Raw genomic sequence first — 20,580 nt, forward strand, 5'->3', positions numbered from 1 at the left:
ACCAATTACTATTGCGCTTCATTACTGGGAGTGAATGCTCCTTATTCTTAGTGATCCTTGTTTGGGTAATGCCAACAATCACTGCATTGGACGTACTCGAGGCTGTTCTGGTCTGGGCAACCCCATTGTCGCCTTCATTGGACGTACTCGCGGATAATCTGGTTTGGGTAAGCCCATTGTGGCCTTCATTGGACGTACTCGGCCCCAATTCTAGTTTGGGTGATGCTAATGATGCTCACATTGAACGTACTCACGGACATTCTGGTTTGGGTAAACTCATTGTCGCCTTCATTGAACGTACTCACGGACATTTAAATTTGGGCAACCCCAATGTGGCCTTCATTGAACGTACTCGGCCCCACTTCTAGCTCCAGTGATGCCACTGGTGCTGCAATGAACGAAATCATACCTAATCAAGGTTTAGACAGTAAAAAGAGCTGCCCGAGGGGAGGCAGCTCTTTCTTTATACAGCTTGAAGCTGGTCGTCAGGTGTCTGAAACTGTGAGTTGTACAAATCAGCATAAAAGCCATCCTGGTACATCAAATCATCATGATTCCCAGTTTCAATAACATCACCGTGGTTCATTACAATGATCTTGTCGGCATCTCTGATCGTTGACAATCGGTGAGCGACAACAAAACTTGTTCGGCTCTCAAGCAGTTTACCCATTGCACGCTGGATCAGTATTTCCGTACGGGTATCTACTGAAGAGGTCGCTTCATCCAGTATCAGGATCTCCGGATCAGCTAGAAAGGCACGGGCAATAGTGATCAGTTGTCTTTGACCCTGTGAAATGTTCGTTCCTTCTTCGTTAAGCATCGTATTATAGCCGTCTGGCAAGCGTCTGACAAATTCATCTACGTGAGCAGCTTTAGCAGCTTCCAGTATCGTTTCTTCACTCGGTTCATCATCGTGGCTTCCATACTTCAGGTTTTCCCAAATCGTCCCATTGAATAGCCATGTGTCCTGTAGAACCATGGAAAACTTACTGCGCAGTTCAGCACGGTCTATATCTCTCGTATCGACTCCTTCATAACGAATACTTCCGCCTTTCACATCATAGAAACGTTCCAGCAGATTGATCAGCGTCGATTTTCCGGCTCCAGTCGGTCCAACGACTGCAACCATTTCACCCTCTTTAACTGTAAGATTGAAGTCTGTCATAAGCAGCGCATCATCATTATAACCAAATTCGACATTTTCAAATTCAACTTTATAAGGCGACTGTTTCTTCGGTTCCAGTCCTGATTCGGTCTCTTCCATCGGCTCTTCATCAAGCACTTCAAAGACACGTTCACATGAAGCGATCGTTACCTGGATCGTATTCGCAAGGTTGGCGATCTGTCTGACCGGCTGAGAGAACTGATTGACATATTGAATGAAAGCCTGAACGTTACCTAAAGATACAGCGCCGTTGGCAACACCGATACCACCCACAATGGCGACACCAAAATACCCTAGGTCTCTTGAAAAACTGACCAAAGGCATCATGATACCAGTCAGGAACTGGGCTTTCCATGAAGCATCATTCAATCTTGCACTCTGTTTCATGAACTTCTCGATTTCTTCTTCTTCTCTATTATATGTTTTAACTATCGTATGGCCGGAAAATGTTTCCTCGACCTGATCATTCAAAATCCCCAACTCTTTCTGCTGAAGGGCGAACTGTTTCTGTGACTTAGGGGCTACAAATGCGATAAGAAGAAAGCTTATCGGCACCGTAACGATGGTCACGAGCGTCAGTCTTATATCGATGGCGAACATGATGACAAGTACAGTAACGAACTGGACCACACTCATGATGAACTGGGTCAGCGACTGTTGGAGCGTGTTGGCTATCTGGTCCATGTCATTGACAGCACGCGACATGATATCGCCGTTCGAGTGAGTATCGTAGTAACGGATCGGTAATGTGGCCATCTTTTCTTTTAGATCTTTACGCATATCGTAAACAGTCTTTTGGGCAATGCGTGCCGTGATATACTGTTGGAAATAACGGAACACTGCCTGAGTGATGTAAACGACTGCGACGATCAGGAGGATATTGCGAATGAGTTCAAAGTCGATCGGATAGGTTTCTATCGCCTCTCCCGCTTCTCTCAACGCCTGACCTTCCTGGATCCCACGGTAGATTTCAGTCGTCGCTCGACCGAGAATATACGGTGCCAAAGTTGCCATGATAGTCGCAGCAATGACCAGGACTAATGTAACGACCAGTCCCCAGAAACGAGTGGACATATAGCGGATCAGTCTCTTTGTCGTCCCCCAGAAATCTTCTGCCTTTTTTGCTTTTAAATGAGCAGCATTACTTGTACCTTTGGGCATTAAATGTCCTCTCCTTTCAACTGAGATTCCATAATTTCCTGATAAACTTTATTTGTTTCTTTAAGCTCTTCATGTGTTCCTTTACCGGCTATTTCGCCTTTATCAAGGACGATGATTTCATCTGCGTCAACGACCGTACTGATACGCTGAGCGATGATCACAACAGCAGCATCCTTAGCTGCCGGCGCAAGTGCTTCACGCAGCTTGGCATCTGTCTTGAAGTCCAGAGCTGAAAATGAATCGTCAAAGACTAGGATATCTGCATCGGTGACCAAGGCTCTCGCAATACTCAGTCGCTGTCTCTGTCCACCGGAGAAGTTTCCGCCGCCTTGTTCGACATGGGCATCTAAGCCTTCAGGAAGACTGGAAACAAAATCTTTTCCCTGAGCAATATCTAAAGCGTGCCAGATATCTTCATCTGTAGCTTCTGGTTTACCGTATTTCAGATTATCTCTTATGGTCCCGGAAAAGAGGATGGCCTTTTGAGGAGCAAAGCCGATCAGCTGCCTCAGCTCACCCTGTCTGACTTCTCTAATATCGATACCATTCACTTGAACTGATCCTTTTTCTACATCGTAAAGACGTGGAATGAGATTGGCTAGCGTCGTTTTCCCAGAACCCGTTCCACCGATGACAGCCAGTCGTTCGCCTTTCTTGAGATCGAAAGAAATATCCTTCAAGGCAGGTTTCTCCGCACCCGAGTAGCGGTAATCAACATTTTTGAAGCTTAATGAGGCCTTATTTCCTGCAGTCAGTTTTTTAGGTTCTTCTGGATCTTTAATGATGTTCGGAGTATCCAGTACTTCTATGATACGTGAAGCGGCAACCTGACCTCTGGGCAGGAAAAACAGGACCATGGAGACCATCATGACGCCGATAAGTATCTGCATCGCGTAAGTCATGAAGGCGACCAGGTTCCCTACCTGCATGTCGCCGACACTGATCAGCTGTGCACCGAACCAGATGATCATGATGTTGGTCACACTTATAGCAAAGGTCATTGACGGCATCATAAAAGCCATACGTGTGTAAGCTTTTATCGAAGTGGATGCAAAATCCCAGTTCGCATCATCGAAGCGTTCTTTTTCATAATCATCTTTGTTGAAGGCACGAATGACGCGGATACCTGTCAATCCTTCACGAAAAACTTTGTTCAATCGGTCTGTTTTCAGCTGCATCGATTTGAATATCGGACTTGTTGATTTTAATATCGCAAACAGCAGCAAGCCCAGTATCGGCATAGATATCAAGAAGACAAAAGCCAGCTGAGGTTCTCTTGTGAAAGCCATGATGCCTGCACCAATCATTAGAAATGGTGCGAGTATCATCGTACGCAGGACCATCATCATAACAAATTGGATCTGCATGACATCATTGGTCGTTCGTGTGATAAGTGTAGACGTCCCGAACTTATCGATTTCCTCATTGGTAAAATAAGCAACCATCGTGTAGATTTTTCTGCGGATCTTGTCACCAAGACCTTGTGATTCCTGTGCGGCATAGTAAACATTTACAAGTGCAGAGCCGATCGTAACCAGCGTAAAGGCCAGCATGATAAGCCCAGTCTGTATAATATAGCCGATATCACCCTCCGCAACTCCGTAGTCGATGATATTGGCCGTGAAAGTCGGCATGGCCAGCATACCTACGACCTGGACAGCCAGGAACAGCAGGCTTAAAAATATGCGCCATGGGTTCATCCATTTTCCTAATCTAATCATTCTTTCTCCTCTTTCTCTGCAGGAATGGCTATACCATAAGTGATCCATTCCAATCGTTTTAAAAATAAATCCTGGGTTTCTTTGACGGAAAGTTCTTTCCAGAATCCTTCCATGATCGTATCATTCAGCATACTCAAAATGTATCTCAGGACATCGATCAGCTCAGTATCAGACGTCATCTTCAAATTATCTCTACTGACAACATCAACAATACGTTTGCCGTTGGGCAGTTTGTGAGATTTTGTTTCTTTAAAATCGACACGTGCTTCCTGATTGATCTGATAATTCATGTGCAGATACATATTCTCAAAAAAGCCAAACTTTTCAGATTCCATGATGTATTTAATGTATTTCTCGCTGAAAAGTTTATACCCTTCATGAAAATCTCCGTCTTTTTCCTGAAAACTTTTAAGCATCAAGTTACGATAGTTGTATCGGAACTTTCCGATCAGGAAGAAATATAAGTCCTTTTTATCTTCAAAATACTGATAGAAACTTCCTCTGGATATTTTTGAATTTTTCACAATATTAGAAATCGATGCTTCATTCAGTGGTTTTGCTGAAAATTCTTTCATTGCTCCTGCGACCAGGCGTTTCTTCTTTTCTTCTGGTAAATTAAAAAATGTTTGTGTCGGCAATTTATAACCTCCTAAGACAAAATAAAAAAATGACAAGATGTCATATTATGTTATTATATGTGACAGCTTGTCATAATGCAAGAGGGAAATTTCAAAAAAATACATCTTAGTTCGCATAAAACAGAACTAAGATGCAGTGTTCATTCAGTTGTTTCAACGACTTCATCGGATATTTCCGGTGCTGTTTCCTCTTCATAAAGATTTGAATACTTCTTATACCATTGGAAAAGCATCGATACAACTATCTTTATTATGGCGTATCCCGGGATCCCAAAAACGACTCCCATGAGACCAAATAAGCGTCCGGCAATCAGCAGAATGAAAATTATATTCACCGGATGTATCTTCAAAGAATTCCCTAACACCTGTGGCGAAACCACACGCCCCTCCAGCAGCTGTTCGACACCGAAAACAATGAGTACTTTAAATAGCATGAACGGTGAATCAACGACTGCAATGATGAGTGCGGGAATGGTTGCAATGAATGAACCCAAATACGGAATGAGATTTAAAAACCCTGCAAATATACCTAAGGTCAAAGCAAAATCCAGTCCTATGATCGAGAAGCCGATATAAAACATGAAACCAACAAAGATAGCAACGATCAGTTGTCCTCTGACATAATAACTGATCTGTCTGTTAATATCCGTCAGCAGCTTATTTACCGTCGGTCGTGCTTTTGTAGGAATAAACCGGGAGAGTCTGTAAGGAATCTTTTTTCCATCCTTGAGTAAGTAAAAGAGTACAAACGGCATAGTAAACAAAGTAATGAATATCCGGGTGATCGTCCCGATAACATTGCCGATCCCGCCAACTGTTGCATTTAAAACCGAGGTCGTCTGTTCTGTCAAGGTTTCAACAAAAGAGGTATCTTCTGTCTGATTCATAAAATTAGACAGAACTTCTATATTCAAAAGACTCTCGACTTGACCGATAAAGTTACTCCAATACTCCGGCCATATATCAATGAGTGATGCCACCTGTCTCTGTATTATGGGAACGATATAATTCATTCCTCCTACGATGAGCAAAATGACGACACTGAACACGAAGGCGATCGCCGTGTTCCTCGAGAATCTTCTCTCCTCCAGCCAGTCGACCAGTGGGGTCAGTAGGTAGTAAAAAATAACCGCAAAAACAATCGGCGGACCGATGATGCTGAAAGCTATTTCGATCGGTTCAAATATATAGGAAATACGGGCGACCATAAAAATATTCAATGCCAGAAGAAATATTATCAGAAGTACCGTCACAAGTTTATTGTCTATGATCTGCTTCCAGAACCAGGTATCATTCCATTTTTTTGAATGGTCGTTCTTTTCTTCCTTGTTCAAAATTTCCACCCACTCCCTACTCGTTACTTATATTTTAGCATACACCTTTGATCAACAGGTACACATATACATTTACACATGCAAAGTCTTTCTCTTTTTGTACCCGTCTTCTGAAATCTGTTATACTATTTAAGTGAATACAATCGATTTCAGGAGGAATGCATTATGACTCAGAAAATTATGCTGGGCACATATACGAAAAGGAAAAGCAACGGGATCTACAGTATAGAATTAGATGAACAGAACAAACAGCTGACAGGGTTGAAAGAAGAAGTGAACGTCGAAAGCCCTACTTATCTTGCAGGTAACGATGACTACAGCCTGCTTTTTTCCATAGCTAAGTCATCTGATGGCAAAGGCGGCATCACATCATATAAACGCAGTAATGAGACAGACTCATATATAGAAGCAGACAGTGTCTTTGAAGAAGGCGCACCGCCCTGCTATATTGCTTACGATCAGTCTCGGAACCTTGTCTATACAGCCAACTATCATAAAGGGGAGGTTTGTGTTTACACAACTTCTGATGAAGGTGACTTGTCATTAGCAGACAAACATACTCACTCTGGAAAATCCGTTCATGAAAATCAGCAGTCGCCTCATGCCCATTATTTTGATTTGACGCCAGACGGTCAGTTCCTGGTTGCCTGTGATCTGGGGACCGATGAAGTCGTTATGTACACGTTAGACGAAGAGAACAAACTGACTGTCAGTGATGTGATTTCTGTCTCACCTGGAACCGGACCTCGACATGTGGTTTTTCATCCAAACAACCGCTTTGCCTATGTTTTCGGAGAGTTGAGCAGTGACGTCATCGTCTTTAGCTACAATAATCAAAATGGCACATTGAGTCCGATCCAGACTATCTCATCCATACCAAAAGAACATGAATCATTTAACGGCGGAGCTGCTATTCGGGTTTCTTCAGATGGCAAGTTTGTCTATGCATCCAATCGCGGACATGATTCCATCGTTATTTATGCAGTGGCTGAAGATGGGACCTTATCTTTGATCAATTATACGCCGACTGAAGGGGAAACGCCTCGTGACTTCAATCTTGACCCTACTGAACGCTTTGTGGTCGTCGGCCACCAGGATTCAGATAATCTGACTTTATTTGAAAGAAATGAACATGACGGGACACTTTCTCTTCTGCAGAAAGACATCTTTGCACCTGAAGTAATCTGCGTGAAGTTCCAGTCTTAAATCATTAACTTTCCACTATTATCATCACTACGTATCAAAGGAGAGCCTATGCATCATTTTAAAACAGATGATTTATCATTAAAGCAGCAGTATAAATTTCTGACAGGAAGTGTGATCCCGCGACCTATCGCCTGGATCACGTCACTTAATCAATCAGCAGGCATCGTTAATTTAGCCCCCTTCAGTTTTTTCAGTGTGGCTTCCAATCAGATCCCGCTGCTTTCTGTTTCGATTTTAAGGACCAATGAAAAATCAAAAGACACCGCGAAAAATATTTTAAATCAGAAAGAAGCTGTGATTCACATCGTCAGCAGACCGTTGACTGAAGATATGAACGAAACCTCTGCACCCCTCGCTTCTGACGAAAGCGAACTTGACCGCACAGACCTTCATTTAACGGAAAGCAGTACGGTCAGCGTACCAGGCGTCGAGGAAGCCCTGATCCGATTTGAAACCGTGCTGTATCAATACATTCCTATAAAAAATGAGTCAGACGAAATCGTTACGGATCACTTTCTACTGAAAGTGACAGATTTCCACTTCAATGAAGAGGTCTTTGATGCAGACAGAGATTACATCCTAGCTGACAAGCTGGAACCTATGGCCCGTTTATCGGGAATGGATTATTCTGCTTTAGGCGATATCATCTCTATCATTCGTCCGACAAGTTAAAAAATTCAAAAAGCGTATCTGGACAAGTTACCCAGATACGCTTTTTAGTTTAAAATTATTTAGAAGTCACTGTACCGATTTCGGTGCCTTTGGTCGTTTCTCCTGTAGTATTTAAAGAATAATCATCGACCTGATCCATATTCGTAAAGACGACGATCACTGTTTCTTTTTTGCCGGCTTCTTTCAGTCCGCTAAGATCAACAGTAGATATTTTCGTTTCAGAAGTGACGGTATCGCCCTCTTTAACTAATGTATCAAACGGGCCGCCTTCAAGTTCAACTGTATCGATACCTATGTGAACAAGCACTTCGACACCGTTATCCAGTTCAAGACCTACAGCATGCTGGGTAGGAAAAACGCTGACAACTTTCCCGGGCCCCGGTGCAAACACATCACCGTCACTAGGTACAATGCCAAAGCCATCACCCATCATTTTTTGAGAAAAGACTGGATCTTCCACTTCTTCTATTGGAATCACCTTACCGTTAACCGGACTGGTCAAAGTTACTTTTGGATTTTTTGATTCATTACCTTTACCTTTCAGAAAATCAAAAACGCCCATATTTCTCCCTACTTTCTTTAGTTACGTATTATAGTTTTATTCACTACTACCTTAGTATTAATAATAGCACACTCTAAAGGAATCTTGAACCAAAATGATTTTTACATTAAAAAAGGCGATTCATCTGGCATTTTATGCTTAAGTTCGATATTATGATTAAGCGAATAAATTTTTTGAAGGAGATAATTACGTGTTTATTGAAATAATTAAATCAATCATTCTCGGCATCGTTCAGGGGATCACTGAATGGCTCCCCATCTCAAGTACAGGACATATGATCCTGTTCGATGAGTTTCTTGTCTTGAATACGAGCGAGGCGTTTAAAGAAATGTTTTTTGTCGTCATCCAGCTCGCATCGATACTGGCTGTCATCATCATCTTTTTCAAGAAGCTCAATCCTTTCGACGGGGATAAGACGGAGACTCAGAAAAAGGAAACGTGGCATATCTGGCTGAAAGTCGTCATCGGGGTGATTCCTGCCGGCGTATTCGGCTTGCTGTTCGAGGATATGATCAATGATGTCTTCTATAACTGGCAGACCGTTTCTGTGGCGCTTATCGTCTACGGTATTGCGTTCATCGTCATTGAGAAGATGAACGAAGGGAAAGCACCGAAAATAGCAACTTGGGAACAACTGACCTACAAAGTCGCCTTGATGATCGGTTTCTTCCAGGTCCTGGCTCTAATACCCGGGACATCACGGTCCGGGGCGACGATCGTCGGAGCCATCCTGATCGGAACCGCCAGACCAATCGCGGCAGAATATTCGTTCTTCCTGTCGATCCCGGTCATGTTAGGCGCCAGCCTACTCAAACTAATCGGTTTCGGTTTCAGTTTCACACCGGCAGAACTTGTGATACTTCTCGTCGGCTGTCTTTTTTCTTTCGTGGTCTCGATCTTTGCCATCAAGTTCTTGATGAATTACATCAGAAAGAACGATTTCAGTTCATTCGGCTGGTACCGGATCGTTATCGGACTGGTCGTCATCGGGTATTTTGCAGTGCTAGGTTAATCTAGATAATGAAGAAGAGGATGGGATAAATCCCAGTCTCTTCTTTCATTTCTGCTTTTTATAATGAAGAACACCTCCATAAGATCAAATGACACCGATTGCGACACCTTCTCCACCTGTGATACCCAAAAGATGTTGCTATATCATTTTTAGAACATCTTTTGCACCCAACTGGCTCAAAAAGGTGTTCCTATATCGTTTTTAGAACACCTTTTTCAACCACTGGACTCATAAACATGCTCCTATATCGCTTTTGGAACAAGTTCTGTGACCATGAGACCCAAAAAGGTGTTCCTATATCGGTTTTAGAACACCTTCTGTGACCATGAGACTCAAAAAGGTGTTCCTATATCGCTTTTTGAACATCTTCTTCACCCTCTAAACTCAAAAACATGCTCCTATATCATTTGGAGCCCTTTTGCTCCTCAGATTCAGAGATAGATTTTCCCAGCATCTCAAAATGAAGGCCGGGACAGCTGTCCCGGCCTTTACATTAATTAAATTAAGAAATATGTGGCAAGAAGTGTGAGCATAAACAACCCGCTGACGATCCATTGCACAGGCGTCAGCTGTTCTTTTTTGCCAATCATGATCTGAACAAACGGATAAGCAATAAATCCATAGGCCATACCATCGACAATACTCCCAGTTAACGGAATGAGTATGATGATCAGCACAAGAGGCAGCCACTCCAGTCCTTTATCCACTTTAATAGATCGCACTGTGAGAGCCATCGATACTCCTGTCGCAACGATCACAGGCCCGACCGCTTCTGACGGAATATATGACAAGAAAGGTGTAAATATCAGAGCCAGAAGAAACATCATTCCGGTAGTAATGGCTGTTAAGCCCGTTCTGCCCCCTTCTGCAATGCCGGCTCCATTTTCTGCAACAGGAATAGCCGGACTTGTACCAAGCAGTCCAGACAGAAGACTGGCTATCGCTCCTACTTTATACGCTTTAAGACTTCTTTTCTTGTCTGATAAGAAAGCTTCGATCATACCGATGGTTTCAAACATCAGTAGCATCGTCAGCGAAAATACGCCCAGTAGAAATTCAACGGATAATACCTGGCTAAAATCAATCGCAGAAACAAGTTCTCCAAAATTAAAGAGCGGTTCTAGATTGAAGGACACCGGTTCAAAGGAATCAAAATATATCACCCAATAGAGTAAAGTAGTAAATAGAATCGAATATAGAAAACCGCCTTTCACATTAAAGCGTTTGATCAGCACGACAAAAAAACAGCCTACGATCCCAACTGTATTCCACTGAACGGCCCCTTCGACGAGAACGCCCATATTTTCGAATCCGATCAGCATTAGAAATAATCCGATCCCTACTGTAATGGCTTGTTTCAGCATCGTGGGAATAGACTGGCTCACTTTACCCATTACTCCAATCAGGGCGAGTAAAGTAAAAACCGCCCCAGAGACGACCACGACCCCAAGACTCGATTGCCAAGTCAGTCCTATGGCAGCAACAAGCGTAAAAGTAAAGAACGCATTCTCGCCCATTCCCGGCGCCATAGCTAAGGGAACGTTTGCAAACCAGCCCATAAAAAAACTGCCGATGGCAGAAATAAAAATAGTCGAAAAAACACTGTATTCGCTGGGCACCCCCGCTTGTCCAAGGATCATGGGATTTACGAATAGAACATAAGAAATAGAGAAGAACGTAACGAGTCCAGCTAATATTTCCTGTCTGACTGTTGTTTTATTTTCAATTAAATTAAAGCGTTTAAACATTTAGTCTAGCCTCTTTCCATTTTATTTGACAGCACTAACCAGTTTAACAAGATTCTGTTCAAATGAAAAGGAAAAACTTGCCCCCTCAAAAGGAGACAAGTTTTTTATGATCTATTAAGCTATCGGTTCATCTAGAGGTTGAACACTTCCGCCCTTTTTGCTGAACTGTTTCGCTTTCCAGATATCATCTGCATAGCGTTTTATCGTATAGTCAGCTGAGAAGGGTGCGGAAGAAGCAATATTCAGAAGAGACTTGCGGGTCCATTCTTTTTCATTTTTATATAGTTCATCCACTTTCCCCTGTGCTTTTACATATGAATCAAAATCTTTTAATACAAAGTATTCATCATTATAATTGACTAAAGAATCGAAAATCGCATAGCCTTCATCCTGAAGCCCCGGAATCGTACCATTAGTCAGAGCGTCCAGCGTACGTCGCAGTTTGTCGTTCGACTCATATATTCCTCTGGCATTGTAGTTGCCCGCTGCCTTTAAGTCGTAGACCTCCTTACTGGATAGTCCGAAAATGAACATATTCTCTTCACCAACAAAATCTCTGATTTCGATATTAGCCCCATCGAGAGTAGCCAGGGTCAATGCTCCGTTGGCCATCAGTTTCATGTTGCTTGTTCCAGAGGCTTCCATGCTGGCAAGGGATATCTGTTCACTGATATCTGCAGCCGGAATGATTTTTTCTGCCAGTGAGACCCCATAGTTCTCAAAGAAAACGATTTTTAGTTTGTCCCCGACATCCGGATCATTATTCACCAAATTGGCCAGTGAATTAATGACTTTGATGATCTGTTTAGCGTAGACATAGCTCGGTGCCGCTTTAGCTCCGAAAATAAAGACGCGTGGGACGAAATCCACCGTAGGATTTTCTTTGATCTCCAGATAACGATGAAGAATGTGGAGCATATTCAAGTGCTGACGTTTATACGCATGCAGCCGTTTGATCTGTACATCGAAGATGGCTTTCGGGTTTACTTTGACCCCTTGGACTTCTTCAATATAGTCAGCTAAGCGCTGTTTATTATCAAGTTTGATATCCGCCAGTTTCTGAAGTGTTTTCTTATCCTTCTCATACCCTTTAAAGATTTTCAGTTCTGAAGGATTTTTCTTCCAGTCTTCACCAATTTTTTTGTCAATAAGCTGAGTCAAGCCCGGATTGGATAAATGGACCCAGCGTCGTTGTGTGATTCCATTCGTTTTATTGTTGAATCGTTCAGGATAAAGCTCAAAGAAGTCTTTCAGTACATCATTCATCAAAATCTCAGTATGCAGCTTGGCCACACCGTTGACGCTATGGCTGCCGATAACAGCTAAATGTGCCATATTGACGACACCGTTTTGCAGGATAGCTGTCTGCCAGGTGATCCGTTCACCATAAATAGGCATCGTTGTTTCTACGAACCGGCGATTGATCTCCTCAATGATCATATAAATACGAGGAAGCAATTCCTTCATCATTTCTATCGGCCATTTCTCCAGCGCTTCTCTTAATATCGTATGGTTGGTATAACTGCAGGTCTTGAACGTGATCTCCCACGCCTGTTCCCAGGATAAATGTTCTTCATCCAGTAAAATACGCATCATCTCCGGAATAACCAAAGCCGGATGGGTATCATTGATATGGATAGCCACTTTATCCGGGATATTTTTTCTCGGCAGATTGTACTTTCTGAAATGACGCAGGATCGATTGAACACCCGCTGACACCATAAAGTATTCCTGTTTCAGTCTCAACAGACGACCTTCATAATTGGAATCATCCGGATACAGGACCTGCGTGATCTCTTTGATCGGTTCAGTGGCTTCAAGAGTATGATAATTTTCCTCTTCGTCAACGGGGATCTCTGCCGACCAGAGTCTCAAGTTATTGACGACGTCATTTCTATATCCGACCATAGGGGTATCATAAGGAACAGCCAGGACATTCAAAGTATTCTCGTATTTCGTTTCCATGAACCCCAGATGATTTTCCTCGAGCCATACATTACCACCAAATCTGACCATACAGGTAGATTTGTCGTTACGTGTTTCCCATACATTTCTGTAACGCAACCAGTTTTCAGGAAGTTCGACTTGATAGCCGTCTACAAATTTCTGTCTGAAAAGGCCATACTGATATCGGATTCCGTTCCCGTTTCCTGGAATACCCAGTGAGGCCAGCGAATCCATAAAGCAGGACGCCAGGCGGCCCAAGCCACCATTGCCTAATGCGGGATCTGCTTCCGCTTCTTCTAATTCGTCAAACGAAAGGCCCATTTCCTTCAGACCTTCTCTAACGGTGTCGAGTAACCCTAGATTATAGGCATTACTCTCCAACTGCCGGCCAGGAAGAAACTCCATTGAAAAATAAAAAACTTGCTTCACGCTGTTTTTTACATAATTCTCTCGTGTCTCTTTCCAATTACCTGAGAGCTGATTTTTCACATAAATCCCCAAAGCGTTATATAATTGCTCAGTTGATCCTTCTTCATATGAATAAGCATACATACTTTGAAATTGTGCTTTAAAATCTTTTATAAATTCTTTAACTGTTAACGTCATAAGCATTCCTCCATGTGTTGGTAACAAGTATACCCTAAAGGTAAAAATAAAAAAAGATACACGTCAGGCTGAGGCTCTTCACTCTAAGGCTAGCAAGTGTATAATAACGCGAATTATCCATCACCATGAAAATATATGTTCATCGTGTAATATTTGACACATCTATTTATTTTTAAAAAAAAGCTCGAACGACCAGTAGGTGACTGGTCGCTCGAGTCTCTATCAGTAAATCAGACATTTGTAATTCTCAATATACTCCTGCGCCGATTTTTCCCAGCTATTATCTGTCTTCATTGCTCTGATTTTTAACTTTTTCAAACTTTCCGGTTTATCATAGTAAACTGTTAAAGCCCGATCAATGGTGTTCAGCATAGTCTGAGTATTGAAATCATAGAAACTGAATCCATTCCCTTCTTCCGAAACTGGATTGTATGCGTCGATCGTATCCACCAGACCACCGACTTCATGGACGATTGGTAAAGTACCATATCGCAGAGAATTCAACTGTGACAATCCGCATGGTTCAAACTGTGAAGGCATCAGGAAGAAATCAACACCTGCATAGATCCATTGAGCAAGTTCACTGTCAAAGTGGATGATCGCCTGACACTTATCAGGGTATTTGTCGGTAAAGTATCTGAGAGCATCCTCAAAGTAAGGCTTACCTGTTCCCAGTAATACAAACTGCACATTGCGGTAAGTAAGCAGTTCTTCCATGGCATCAACGATCAGCTGCACACCTTTCTGTTCATCCAGGCGTGTGACGACACCGATCAGGGCAATGTCATCTTCTTCAGGCAGTCCCACTCTTGTCTGCAAAGCTCGTTTATTTTTCGCTTTGCCGCTTAAATCTTCTGTAGAGAAGTTATGAGGGATCGTTTCATCTTTTTCGGGATCGTAGGTTTCATAATCGATCCCATTAAGGATCCCTATCAGTTTGTGACTGACTTTTCTCAAATCATTATCCAGACCATATCCGAATTCAGGTGTTTTGATTTCTTCTGCATAGGTCGGACTAACGGTCGTCACTAAATCAGAATAGTAAAGTGCGCCTTTCAGCCAGCAGACTTTATCTCCATACTTCAATCCATCTTCATGGAAAGCTGCATAGCCGATATTGAAATAATCAGATAAAATATACTGATCATAGACACCTTGAAAGAGGATGTTATGAATCGTAATGACAGTTTTGATGTCTCTCAAGTCATTGATCCAGGCATATTTATCTTTGAGTAACACAGGGATCATGGCGGTCTGCCAGTCATTCACATGAAGGACATCTGGAATAAAATCTATTTTTTCCAGCATCTCGATGGCGGCTTGCTGGAAGAAAGCAAAGCGTTCACCGTCATCGCCATAATCATACAATTCCGAACGGTCGAAATAAAAGAGATTGTCGATGAAATAATAGGTAACAGAGTCTTTTTCCAGTTTTTTTATCCCGCAGTATTGCTTGCGCCAGCCAACTTCTACAGTGAAATCAGTGACATCTACCAGCTGTGCTTTGGTCTCCTCATCCATTTTCTGGACAAAATACGGCAAGACGACACGGACATCATGTCCACTTTCAGATAACTCTTTCGGTAAGGCACCCATGACATCACCGAGGCCGCCGGTTTTAAAAAATGGCGCGCATTCCGAGGCGGCAAATAATAGTTTCATTTTCATTCACCTTCCTCAATAGTCCCGTCCTCATATATGATACTGTCTTTTGCAACAACGATCGGTTGGTCGGGCGTACCTTCTAAACGAGCACCTTTCTTGACATACACATGCTTATCCAGAATAACGTACTTCAAATGCGTGTCCTCTTCTACACATGAGTCCTGCATAATGATCGAATTTTCGATATGCGCACCTTCAGCAATGGTCACTTTTCGGAAAATGATCGAATTCTCAACTTTTCCGTATACCTCGCAGTCATTTGCAAACTGAGCATTATGAATGACCGCATTTTTTCCATAGTAAGTCGGAGCAGAATTTTTCGGCTTTGTAAGTACCGGGTTGGCACGATAGAATAACGCGTTGAAGTTATCTTCATCAAGCATATCCATATTTGCCTGATAATAACTCAATATATCTTCGATCACTTTAAGGTAGCCTGTATACTCGAAGCCATAAATCTTGTGATCGGCATCTTTGCAGGAACTGATGATGTTCTTAACAGTCACATCCCAGCCATTCTGTTTGGCTTCAAAGAGATAATTCATGAATTTATCTTTACTTAAGAGGATCATTTCCATATTCAATAGCATCGATTCATTCTCATCGGAAATCTCTGAAATGGGACGAATATCATCGATCTGATCGTTATCATTCTCACTCATCATTAGAGCAGTATGAATAGAGTCCTCACGTACTTCACTTCTATCTATCTTTTTATAGATGACCGTTGCATCGCTGTCTTTCTTTTCATGAAAACGCATCAGGGAATCGAGGCGTATGTTTGACAGCATATTGGACCCCATGATCAGGACATAATCTGCATTGGAGCGTGACACATAATGATGATGATCATCATAATAGTTTCCTTGATAGCGATCTGCATCTTCAAGCTCGGCCTTAAGATTTATATGTGAGTGAGTAAAGACCCCTCCACCGACCGATGATTCCAGTCCCCAAGTCGCCCCTGATCTGATGTGATCGTACAGGGAATGACCGGAACCTGATATGAATAAAGCTGCCGAGGGGGCTTCAATACTTGACAGACTGGAGAACGGGAAGTCGATCAAACGGTAACGGGAACCGAAAGGTAAAGAAGCTACCGGTCTCCTGTTTGTCAGCGGTAAAAGTTTTTCACTGTCTTCTACTAAATTTAATATAGGTGCAATTTTAGTTCTCATCTGAGTAGCCTCCCACTTCTTCATCATAACCGACAACTTCAATGTTATCATCCGTACCAATTATCTCTGTGCCATCATGGATATGGGCACCTTCACCGATGATCGCTTTCTCGATTTTCACATTTTTCCCGATGACTGCGTCAGGCATTACAAAAGAATCTTTGATATAAGAATTCTCTCCAAGCTTCACGCTATGAGACAGAATGGAATGTTCCACTTCTCCGGCAATATAGCAGCCATCTGTAATCATGGAATCCGTGACTTTAGCTGTGTCGGTCATAAACTGCGGAGTCGTGTTTGGATTGTTTGAATAGACACGCCAATTTTTATCTCTGATATCCAGTTCATGTTCGGGATCCAGGAATTCCATGTTGGCGCTCCATAAGCTTTCGATCGTGCCGACATCCTTCCAATATCCCTCAAATGAATAGGCATATATCGCTTCATTGTTTCTTAAGTAGGCGGGAATGACATGATGACCGAAATCCGTCAGCTGTCTGTCTTTCGCCTGGTTATCCACCAAGTACTTTTTAAGTCTGTCCCAGTTGAAGATATAGATCCCCATTGAAGCCAGATTGGATTTGGGATTTTCCGGTTTTTCCTGGAATTCGATGATACGATCCGTTTTATCAGTATTCATGACACCAAAGCGTGAAGCATCTTCCCACGGTACCGGCATGACCCCTACAGTTAACGTGGCCTCCTGTTCTTTATGGTAATCGATCATTTTCTGATAATCCATTTTATAGATATGGTCTCCAGAAAGAATGACTACATACTCGGGATTCTTCTTATCGATAAAGTCGATATTCTGATACACGGCATGAGACGTTCCCTTAAAGAACTTCTCACCTTCCATACTGGAATAAGGCTGTAAGATCGTAGCTTCACCGTTATGACGATTCAGTCCCCAGCTGGCTCCGTTCCCAACATGATTATTTAAAATCAGCGGCTGGTACTGAGTAACGACACCGACATCGGTGATACCAGAATTTGCACAGTTAGACAGTGCGAAGTCGATGATGCGATAATTCCCTCCAAAAGGAACGGCTGGTTTGGCGATTTGTTTTGTTAACTTTCCTAGTCGTGACCCTTGTCCTCCGGCTAATATCATTGCGACTGTTTCAGTTTTCATTCTATTTCGGAAGTGTCTATAGACCTTCCTTCCCTCCTTATAACTGAATTATTTTCTCTTTTTATTTTTTGGGAACGCCGTAAACGCGCTTAGGCTTTAAAACCACAACACTCAGCGCAGGCAAGATGACTTCAAGCGCATGATCTTTACCGTGAGCTGATTCTTCTGTTGTTTTCAATACGCCTTGAGATTTCGTCCAAGTTCCACCTAGTGAGTCCCACTCAGTATTCCAGACTTCTTCATACTGTCCTTTGAAAGGGACCCCAACTTTGACATTCTGTCTTTCAACAGGAACAAAATTACATAAGACAATAACGAAATCTCGTGGCTTGTTGCCTTTACGGATAAAGAAAAGCAGAGATTCATCCGCATTATCTGCCTGCAGTAACTCGGTTCCTTCGGGTTGGTGATCTACTTCCCAGAGTGCTCTTTGTTCCTTGTAAAAAGTATTCAACTGTTGAGTGAATGCTAAATGTTTCGCATTCATTGAATCATCAAGACTGTCCCATACAAGACCTTCCTGGAAGCGCCATTCAAGGAACTGACCAAATTCTGCCCCCATAAACTGAAGTTTTTTGCCGGGGTGCATCATGCGGTACGTTTCGATCGTTCTCAGTCCCGCGAACTGATTGTATCGGTCTCCGAACATTTTATGCATCATTGATTTTTTTCCGTGAACGACTTCATCGTGAGAAAAAGGCAGGACATAATTTTCATTGAATGTATACATGAATGAAAAGGTGATCAGATTAAAATGATTTTTTCTATATAAAGGATCCATTTCAAAGAAGCGAAGCGTATCATTCATCCATCCCATATTCCATTTGTAATTGAAGCCGAGTCCGCCTTCGTGTACAGGGTGCGTCACTTTTGGCCATGCCGTACTTTCTTCAGCCATCATCAGGACATCAGGGTGTCTTTCGAAAATTTTCTTATTCATGATCTGAACGAACTCAACACCTGCTTTATTGACATTCGTTCCTTCGTCATTCGGTGTCCAGTCCCCCAGATCATAATCCAGATACAGCATATTGCTGACTGCATCGACGCGCAACCCATCCAGATGGAACTGTTCCAGCCAGAATAAGGCATTCGATATCAGATAACTGCGTACCTGACTTTTACCTAAATCAAAGTTTAATGTTCCCCATCGATTGTTATTCGCCTGATTCGGGTCGCTATACTCAAACTGAGGTGTGCCATCAAAATAAGCCAGTCCATAAGCATTTCTATTATAATGACTCGGTACCCAGTCCATAATGACACCGATATTTTCCTGATGAGCCGTCTCCACGAAATCCTGCAGCTCTTCGACCGTACCGTACTTGGACGACAGTCCGAAAAACCCTGTGGCCTGATAGCCCCAGCTTGCATCAAGCGGATGTTCCATCAATGGCATAAATTCTATATGAGTATATCCCAGTTTTTTTACATAAGGGATCAATTCTTGTTTCAATTCTTCGATCGTATACCATGAACCATCTTCATGATGTTTCCACGAGCTCAAATGAACTTCGTATATATTCAGAGGACGATTGTAGATTTCCAGTCTCCTGCGATTAGCCATCCATAAGCCATCTTTCCACTGTTTGGCTGGCAGATCTCGAACGACAGATGCATCATTAGGTCTGACCTCAAACTCGTATGCATAAGGATCTATCTTATATGCAACGGTTCCATCTGCCTGAATGACCTTATATTTATAACATTGACCTTTTTCAGGCCTTGAATCTTTTAATCTGAACATACCTGTTTCTTCAACTTTCTGCATCTCATCCAATTCAGACCAGCTATTGAAGTCCCCCACGAGATATACAGCCTGTGCATTTGGAGCCCAGACGGTGAAAACATAGCCATCTTCCACTTTTTTACACCCCATAGTGGTATAGCTGTCGTACTGTGTCCCCTCGTTAAAAAGATAATAAGATGCTAAATCATTATTATCGTATTCTAACTTCTCTTTTCCCTCATTCATTAATATCCCCCTTTGTGAAACGTATCTTGCTAAGTCTTGTAAAGTTAAGACTCCTTCGAATGCTATTGTAGTATCATTGTAACGTAATACATATACTATACCAAACTTTTCATCTTGTGAATAGTTAACAATCGAAACATTTTAACGATTCTCTAATCGGCCTTCAGACCGATGACAACCCTTTCTTAAAATGGTATGATGACATTGTAAGATCGTTAACGAATAAGCAGGAAGGAGGATTCAGACTAATGGAAGGATTGCTACTAGGATTAGGGTTCATAGGGGTAGCCATTGCCATTCTTACACCCTATTTAAAAAGTGGTGCCGGCCTCGCATTGATCAGTACTGCAGCTTATTTTCACTTTATCGGAACAGAGACCTGGCTACCGATCGTGCTGTTTACAGCAGGACTGTTACTGATCGTTTTTGAGATTTTCATCCCCGAGTTTGGCGCTGCAGGTATCATTGGTATAGTACTTCTGATTTCCGGATTATACTTGACTATTGGTGATTTCGGGCAGACCATAAGAGATTTGAGCTTGTCCGTGGTCATAACGGCTGGTGTCATTATCTATCTCATCAAGAACGGATATTCATTGTCGAATGTAAATAAACTTATTCTGCAGACCAATATGCAAAGTTCAAATAATAACAGTAAAGTCGAAAAAGAAATCATTCATGTGGATGATGAAGGTGTTGCCGTCACTCCGCTTCGCCCATCTGGTAAAGTTACTTTTGGTGATGACCCTGCTTTATATGATGTACTAAGTACAGAAGGACACATCTCAAAAGGGACAACAGTAATCGTAGATAAAGTCAAAGGAACAAAGATAACGGTTAGAAAAAAATAGATAG

The 20,580-nt window shown here is 42.3% G+C and carries 15 protein-coding genes; 4 read left to right on the top strand and 11 right to left on the bottom strand.

The genetic code is table 11. The features are described 5' to 3' along the window. Positions 1-463: 463 nt before the first annotated feature. From AB4027_RS09405 to AB4027_RS09420, 4 genes are all read right to left on the bottom strand, one after another. Positions 464-2,326 (bottom strand): ABC transporter ATP-binding protein, encoded by a 1,863-nt coding sequence (locus AB4027_RS09405; RefSeq protein ID WP_368645136.1) that lies wholly within the window; start codon positions 2,324-2,326, stop codon positions 464-466. Then, positions 2,326-4,047, bottom strand: coding sequence for an ABC transporter ATP-binding protein (locus AB4027_RS09410; protein WP_091487131.1), 1,722 nt, complete (start codon positions 4,045-4,047; stop codon positions 2,326-2,328). Before AB4027_RS09410 ends, AB4027_RS09405 begins: the two co-directional genes overlap by 1 nt. Continuing rightward, positions 4,044-4,685, bottom strand: coding sequence for a TetR/AcrR family transcriptional regulator (locus tag AB4027_RS09415; protein WP_091487132.1), 642 nt, complete (start codon positions 4,683-4,685; stop codon positions 4,044-4,046). The genes AB4027_RS09410 and AB4027_RS09415 overlap by 4 nt, the downstream gene beginning before the upstream one ends. Before the next feature lie 140 nt (positions 4,686-4,825). Then, complete coding sequence (locus tag AB4027_RS09420) at positions 4,826-6,028, bottom strand: AI-2E family transporter (RefSeq protein ID WP_368645137.1); 1,203 nt, start codon at positions 6,026-6,028, stop codon at positions 4,826-4,828. A 156-nt stretch (positions 6,029-6,184) separates the two neighbouring features. On the opposite strand from AB4027_RS09420, the gene AB4027_RS09425 reads away from it, so the two are divergent. Together AB4027_RS09425 and AB4027_RS09430 are read left to right on the top strand one after the other, a co-directional pair. Then, complete coding sequence (locus AB4027_RS09425; protein WP_368645138.1) at positions 6,185-7,225, top strand: lactonase family protein; 1,041 nt, start codon at positions 6,185-6,187, stop codon at positions 7,223-7,225. Positions 7,226-7,273: 48 nt separating this feature from the next. Further along, entirely contained in the window at positions 7,274-7,897 is a 624-nt protein-coding gene (locus AB4027_RS09430) for a flavin reductase family protein (RefSeq protein WP_368645139.1), read from the top strand. A gap of 55 nt (positions 7,898-7,952) precedes the next feature. On the opposite strand, the gene AB4027_RS09435 is transcribed toward AB4027_RS09430, so the two are convergent. After that, positions 7,953-8,459 (bottom strand): PTS glucose transporter subunit IIA, encoded by a 507-nt coding sequence (locus AB4027_RS09435; protein ID WP_091487137.1) that lies wholly within the window; start codon positions 8,457-8,459, stop codon positions 7,953-7,955. 190 nt (positions 8,460-8,649) lie between these two features. On the opposite strand from AB4027_RS09435, the gene AB4027_RS09440 reads away from it, so the two are divergent. Further along, on the top strand, positions 8,650-9,471 hold the full coding sequence (locus AB4027_RS09440) for an undecaprenyl-diphosphate phosphatase (RefSeq protein ID WP_091487139.1): 822 nt from the start codon (positions 8,650-8,652) through the stop codon (positions 9,469-9,471). 497 nt (positions 9,472-9,968) lie between these two features. Here the strand turns inward: AB4027_RS09440 and AB4027_RS09445 are convergent, their stop codons facing one another. The 6 genes from AB4027_RS09445 to glgB form a co-directional block, all read right to left on the bottom strand. Further along, positions 9,969-11,219, bottom strand: coding sequence for an NCS2 family permease (locus AB4027_RS09445; RefSeq protein WP_368645140.1), 1,251 nt, complete (start codon positions 11,217-11,219; stop codon positions 9,969-9,971). 114 nt (positions 11,220-11,333) lie between these two features. After that, positions 11,334-13,772, bottom strand: a complete 2,439-nt coding sequence (locus tag AB4027_RS09450; RefSeq protein ID WP_368645141.1) for a glycogen/starch/alpha-glucan phosphorylase — start codon at positions 13,770-13,772, stop codon at positions 11,334-11,336. A gap of 222 nt (positions 13,773-13,994) precedes the next feature. Beyond that, on the bottom strand, positions 13,995-15,434 hold the full coding sequence (gene glgA, locus AB4027_RS09455; RefSeq protein WP_368645142.1) for a glycogen synthase GlgA: 1,440 nt from the start codon (positions 15,432-15,434) through the stop codon (positions 13,995-13,997). 2 nt (positions 15,435-15,436) lie between these two features. After that, on the bottom strand, positions 15,437-16,615 hold the full coding sequence (glgD, locus tag AB4027_RS09460) for a glucose-1-phosphate adenylyltransferase subunit GlgD (RefSeq protein WP_368645143.1): 1,179 nt from the start codon (positions 16,613-16,615) through the stop codon (positions 15,437-15,439). After that, a complete protein-coding gene (locus AB4027_RS09465) occupies positions 16,605-17,750 on the bottom strand; it encodes a glucose-1-phosphate adenylyltransferase (RefSeq protein WP_368645144.1) in 1,146 nt (381 codons plus the stop codon). Before AB4027_RS09465 ends, glgD begins: the two co-directional genes overlap by 11 nt. Positions 17,751-17,811: 61 nt before the next feature. Continuing rightward, positions 17,812-19,725: a 1,4-alpha-glucan branching protein GlgB gene (gene glgB / locus AB4027_RS09470; RefSeq protein WP_368645145.1), complete on the bottom strand. Its 1,914-nt coding sequence runs from the start codon at positions 19,723-19,725 to the stop codon at positions 17,812-17,814. Between the two features lie 248 nt (positions 19,726-19,973). On the opposite strand from glgB, the gene AB4027_RS09475 reads away from it, so the two are divergent. Next, the gene (locus AB4027_RS09475) at positions 19,974-20,576 is read left to right on the top strand and encodes an NfeD family protein (protein WP_368645146.1); all 603 of its coding nucleotides are present in this window, start codon (positions 19,974-19,976) and stop codon (positions 20,574-20,576) included. Positions 20,577-20,580 lie beyond the last annotated feature (4 nt).

This window comes from Alkalibacterium putridalgicola, from assembly GCF_040959045.1.
GTDB classification, from domain to species: Bacteria; Bacillota; Bacilli; order Lactobacillales; family Carnobacteriaceae_A; genus Alkalibacterium; species Alkalibacterium putridalgicola.

What these genes read in the sequence shown, in the direction of transcription:
- AB4027_RS09450 (WP_368645141.1), bottom strand. Translation starts at nt 13,772, where the DNA reads ATGACGTTAACAGTTAAAGAATTTATAAAAGATTTTAAAGCACAATTT.
- glgA (WP_368645142.1), bottom strand. Translation starts at nt 15,434, where the DNA reads ATGAAACTATTATTTGCCGCCTCGGAATGCGCGCCATTTTTTAAAACC.
- AB4027_RS09410 (WP_091487131.1), bottom strand. Translation starts at nt 4,047, where the DNA reads ATGATTAGATTAGGAAAATGGATGAACCCATGGCGCATATTTTTAAGC.
- glgD (WP_368645143.1), bottom strand. Translation starts at nt 16,615, where the DNA reads ATGAGAACTAAAATTGCACCTATATTAAATTTAGTAGAAGACAGTGAA.
- AB4027_RS09435 (WP_091487137.1), bottom strand. Translation starts at nt 8,459, where the DNA reads ATGGGCGTTTTTGATTTTCTGAAAGGTAAAGGTAATGAATCAAAAAAT.
- AB4027_RS09430 (WP_368645139.1), top strand. Translation starts at nt 7,274, where the DNA reads ATGCATCATTTTAAAACAGATGATTTATCATTAAAGCAGCAGTATAAA.
- glgB (WP_368645145.1), bottom strand. Translation starts at nt 19,725, where the DNA reads ATGAATGAGGGAAAAGAGAAGTTAGAATACGATAATAATGATTTAGCA.
- AB4027_RS09465 (WP_368645144.1), bottom strand. Translation starts at nt 17,750, where the DNA reads ATGAAAACTGAAACAGTCGCAATGATATTAGCCGGAGGACAAGGGTCA.
- AB4027_RS09405 (WP_368645136.1), bottom strand. Translation starts at nt 2,326, where the DNA reads ATGCCCAAAGGTACAAGTAATGCTGCTCATTTAAAAGCAAAAAAGGCA.
- AB4027_RS09445 (WP_368645140.1), bottom strand. Translation starts at nt 11,219, where the DNA reads ATGTTTAAACGCTTTAATTTAATTGAAAATAAAACAACAGTCAGACAG.
- AB4027_RS09425 (WP_368645138.1), top strand. Translation starts at nt 6,185, where the DNA reads ATGACTCAGAAAATTATGCTGGGCACATATACGAAAAGGAAAAGCAAC.
- AB4027_RS09475 (WP_368645146.1), top strand. Translation starts at nt 19,974, where the DNA reads ATGGAAGGATTGCTACTAGGATTAGGGTTCATAGGGGTAGCCATTGCC.